Here is a 3,754-nt window from a genome sequence, read left to right on the forward strand (position 1 = left end):
TGCTTGAACGCCGTCACCACCTTCTTGGACGTCGCTTCGGGGTCGTCCGAATTGGCGATCCGTTGCGCTGCCTGGCTGCTCGCTCCGTTGATCAGTCGCGAGGCCGTCTCGGGGTCGAGGCTCGAGACAACGACCCCCTCCTCCTGCAGCGCGGTCAGATGGTCGGTCATTGACACGATGCACGCACTGGCATTCGGCCATTGCGCTGGATCCCCCAGCACGGCCGGGCCATCCCGGAACATGATGCGCTGGATTTCCGGCTCCAGCGCCATCTCGATATAGGTCGAGCACTCGTCGACGAAATGCTGCCAGCGGGTCGGCGCTCTCGACGCGACCTCATTGATGCGCGCCGCCATCTCGCCGTCGATCTGGGCTATGACCGCCTGCAGCAGCCCCTTCTTGTCGCCAAAATGATGATAGAGCGCGCCGCGCGTCAGCCCGGCCGAAGCGGTGAAATCATCCATCGAGGCTTCCGCATAGCCTGTTGTGCCGAAGGCATGGCGGGCCGCCGCGATCAGCTTTGCGCGCGTCTCGGCGATCATCTCCTTGCGGGGTCTGTGCATGGCTTCTGGCCCTATTCACATACGTAACGTATGCCAATTGACATACGCGGCGTATGCTCTATTTAACAATCATACGCTTCGTATGTAATTGCCGAATCGTCCTTTGTCGAGGAACCACCCATGCAAAATCCCTATTCGGAAATCTTTCGTGCCCCCGGAGCCAAGGGCTTTGCGGCCGCCGGATTCATGGCGCGCCTGCCGATCGCCATGGCGCCCATCGGCATCGTGGCGATGCTGTCGCAGACGCGTGGCGAATACTGGCTGGCCGGAGCCGTCTCGGCAACATACGCTCTGGCCAACGCTTTCGTTGCGCCGCAGATATCGAGACTGGTGGACCGCCTGGGCCAGACACGGATCGTCGTGCCCACCACCATCATCGCGGTGCTGGCTTTCGCCGTCCTGATAGCGGCGGCCAACCAGGACTGGCCGGTGTGGACGCTGTTCGTGTCGGCCCTACTGGCCGCGGCCATGCCAAGCATGCCGGCGATGGTGCGGGCGCGCTGGACAGAGATTTTCCGCGGACGGCCGCAGATGAACACCGCATTCGCCTTCGAGTCCGCGGCCGATGAACTGGTCTATATCGCCGGGGCATCGCTATCGGTCGGTCTCAGTGCTGCCCTGTTCCCGGAAGCCGGCGTTCTGGTGAGCACATTATTTCTCGCATTCGGATCAGCGGCCTTCATCCTGCAACGCTCGACGGAGCCGCAAGTGCGGCCGGTGGACCATGGCTCAAGCGGCTCGGCGATCCGCCTGCGGCCGGTTCAGATCATCACCTTCGCCCTGATCTTCATCGGCGCGACCTTCGCGACGACGGAAGTCAGCACCGTGGCGATCACCAAGGAGCTTGGCCAGCCCGGCGCCGCCAGCCTTGTCATCGGCGTTTACGCGCTGGGATCGTTCGTGCTCGGCATCATCGTCGGCGCGCTCAGCCTGAAGGCGCCGCTGCAACGCCAGTTGGCCATCGCGGTCGCCCTCGTCGCGCTCGGCACGCTGTTGCCGCTCACCGCCGACACCGTGCCACTGCTGGCGCTGACCGTGTTCATCAGCGGCGTGGCGATCTCGCCGACCTTCATCACCGCCTTCGGCCTGATCGAGCGGCATGTGCCGGAGGCGATGCTGACCGAAGGCATTACCTGGGTCATGACCGGCATCGGCATCGGCATGGCACTCGGCTCGTTCGCGGCCGGCGCGGTGGTCGATGCGTTCGGTGCCCAGAACGGGTTCTGGGTCTCTGTGGCTTCAGGCATGATCGCGCTGGCCACGGTGCTGCTTGGCCAGCGCAGCCTTGCCACGGCTGAGTGCGAGATGGACGGATGCGAAGCAGCCGCGATTGCTGCGGAATAGTTCCGGCGCGCCCGGGCCTTAGGCCGGGCGCGCCGCTCTAGGCGGCCGGGCCTGAAATATTGACTCTTCTTGGGTGCGCCAATGCCAAAACTATCGTTGGCGCCCCATGCAACATCACCTCTTTTTCGAAGACGAAGCCACATTTCTCCAGCACCCGTCGCGAAGCCGGATTGGCGGGGCGGACGAGGCCGACAACCCGATCGGCACGCAAGGGGCCGAACGCGGTGCGCAGTGCTTCCATCACCAATTCCGTGGCATAGCCATGTCCCCAGCTCGCCGGATGAAGATGATAGGACAGGTTCAGACCGTCGAAATCCGCCGATACCGTGACGCCGCCGAAGCCGACCAGCTTTTCGTCCGCCTCGACCGCCCAGCGGCCAAAGCCGTGCTTGTCCCAATGGCCGATGTCGCGCGTCAGCCGCGCGGCGCTCTGCTGGGGTGTATCCGGAACAGGGTCGGGGCGATGCGCAACAAGTTCCCGGCGCGAAAAGAGATCGATCAGGAAATCCAGATCAGTCTCTTCTGGGCGGCGCAGCAAAAGCCGCTCGCTGCGCTGGCTGGTAGGCAGGGACGCATTCATCCGTCTTCTCCGGCAACCGGATCGGCGGGAGGCTCAGAGGATCTCCGTCTTGGCGATGTGGATGCCAAAACCTTCGAGGCCGACATAGTGGCGTTCGCGCGAGGCGATCAGGTTGATCGAGGAGATGCCGAGATCCTTGAGGATCTGGGCGCCTAGCCCGATCTCGCGCCACTCGTTTTCGCGGCGGCGCGCCTCTTCGTGATCCTCGCGGTCGCCGCTTGCCGGCCGCTTGCGCTCCTGATGCGCAACGCCGACGGAGCCTTCTCTGAGATAGACGATGACACCGCGCCTGCGCTCGCCCATTGTCTTCATGATGGCGTCGAGCCGGTGGCTGGTGCCGAAGACATCGGTCACCACATCCTCGGAATGCAGACGCACCGGCACGTCCTCGCCGTCACGAATGTCGCCGAAGACGATGGCGACGTGATGCATGGAGTCCCACGGCAGCGTGTAGGTGAAGACCTGTGCCTTGCCGCCGAGCGTGTCGATTTCCGAGCAGGCGACGCGTTCGACCAGCGTTTCCTTGCGCTGCCGGTAGGCGATGAGGTCGGCGACCGAAACCTGCTTGAGGCCATGCTCCTCGGCGAAAGCCTGCACCTGCGGACCGCGCTTGACGGTGCCGTCATCATTGACCAGCTCGGAAATGACACCGACCGGCGGCAGGCCGGCGAGCTTGCACAGATCGACCGCTGCTTCGGTATGGCCTGAGCGCATCAGCACGCCGCCTTCGCGCGCAATCAGCGGAAAGATGTGGCCGGGCCGGACGAAATCCGAGCCACCGACATTGCCGTTGGCAAGATTGCGAACGGTCAAAGTGCGATCTTCGGCCGAGATGCCGGTCGTGGTGCCATGCTTGAAATCGACGCTGACGGTGAAAGCGGTGGTGTGGGCGGAATCGTTGTCGGCGACCATGGGGGCAAGGTTCAGCCGCTTGGCTTCTTCGCGCGGCATCGGCGTACAGACGATGCCGGAGGTGTGGCGTACGATGAACGCCATCTTTTCGGGCGTGCAGTGGACAGCGGCGACGATCAGGTCGCCCTCGTTCTCGCGCCCGTCATCATCCATGACGACGACGATCTCGCCGCGTTCGAAAGCACGCAGGGCTTCGACGATTTTCTTCTGGTCGTAAGGCATAAGTGCTCGCTTTGCTCGCAGGGGAATAAGGGAGTAGGGCAGTAAGGGAGTAGGGAAAAGCAAAAAGATTTGGCCGGCCGGGCTAAGAGCGCAACATATTCCCCTATTCCCCTATTCCCCTATTCCCCTATTC

4 protein-coding genes are annotated in these 3,754 nt (G+C 63.3%); 1 reads left to right on the top strand and 3 read right to left on the bottom strand.

Features of this window, described 5'->3' with window-relative positions; all coding sequences use genetic code 11:
• The coding region (locus EN949_RS33670; RefSeq protein WP_164782632.1) for a TetR/AcrR family transcriptional regulator at positions 1-563 on the bottom strand (563 nt) is incomplete at its 3' end.
• Between the two features lie 120 nt (positions 564-683).
• Between EN949_RS33670 and EN949_RS33675 the strand changes: the two genes are divergently transcribed.
• Positions 684-1,907 (top strand): MFS transporter, encoded by a 1,224-nt coding sequence (locus EN949_RS33675; RefSeq protein WP_013532797.1) that lies wholly within the window; start codon positions 684-686, stop codon positions 1,905-1,907.
• 37 nt (positions 1,908-1,944) lie between these two features.
• On the opposite strand, the gene EN949_RS33680 is transcribed toward EN949_RS33675, so the two are convergent.
• Together EN949_RS33680 and ribB are read right to left on the bottom strand one after the other, a co-directional pair.
• On the bottom strand, positions 1,945-2,487 hold the full coding sequence (locus tag EN949_RS33680) for a GNAT family protein (protein WP_013532798.1): 543 nt from the start codon (positions 2,485-2,487) through the stop codon (positions 1,945-1,947).
• Positions 2,488-2,520: 33 nt separating this feature from the next.
• The gene (gene ribB, locus EN949_RS33685; RefSeq protein WP_013532799.1) at positions 2,521-3,621 is read right to left on the bottom strand and encodes a 3,4-dihydroxy-2-butanone-4-phosphate synthase; all 1,101 of its coding nucleotides are present in this window, start codon (positions 3,619-3,621) and stop codon (positions 2,521-2,523) included.
• Positions 3,622-3,754: the final 133 nt, after the last annotated feature.

This window comes from Mesorhizobium sp. M7A.F.Ca.US.007.01.2.1 (assembly GCF_003998165.1).
GTDB classification, from domain to species: domain Bacteria; phylum Pseudomonadota; class Alphaproteobacteria; order Rhizobiales; family Rhizobiaceae; genus Mesorhizobium; species Mesorhizobium ciceri.

Bases quoted from the DNA above. Each gene is read 5' to 3' on its own strand.
- EN949_RS33675 (WP_013532797.1), top strand. From the start codon at position 684: ATGCAAAATCCCTATTCGGAAATCTTTCGTGCCCCCGGAGCCAAGGGC.
- EN949_RS33680 (WP_013532798.1), bottom strand. From the start codon at position 2,487: ATGAATGCGTCCCTGCCTACCAGCCAGCGCAGCGAGCGGCTTTTGCTG.
- ribB (WP_013532799.1), bottom strand. From the start codon at position 3,621: ATGCCTTACGACCAGAAGAAAATCGTCGAAGCCCTGCGTGCTTTCGAA.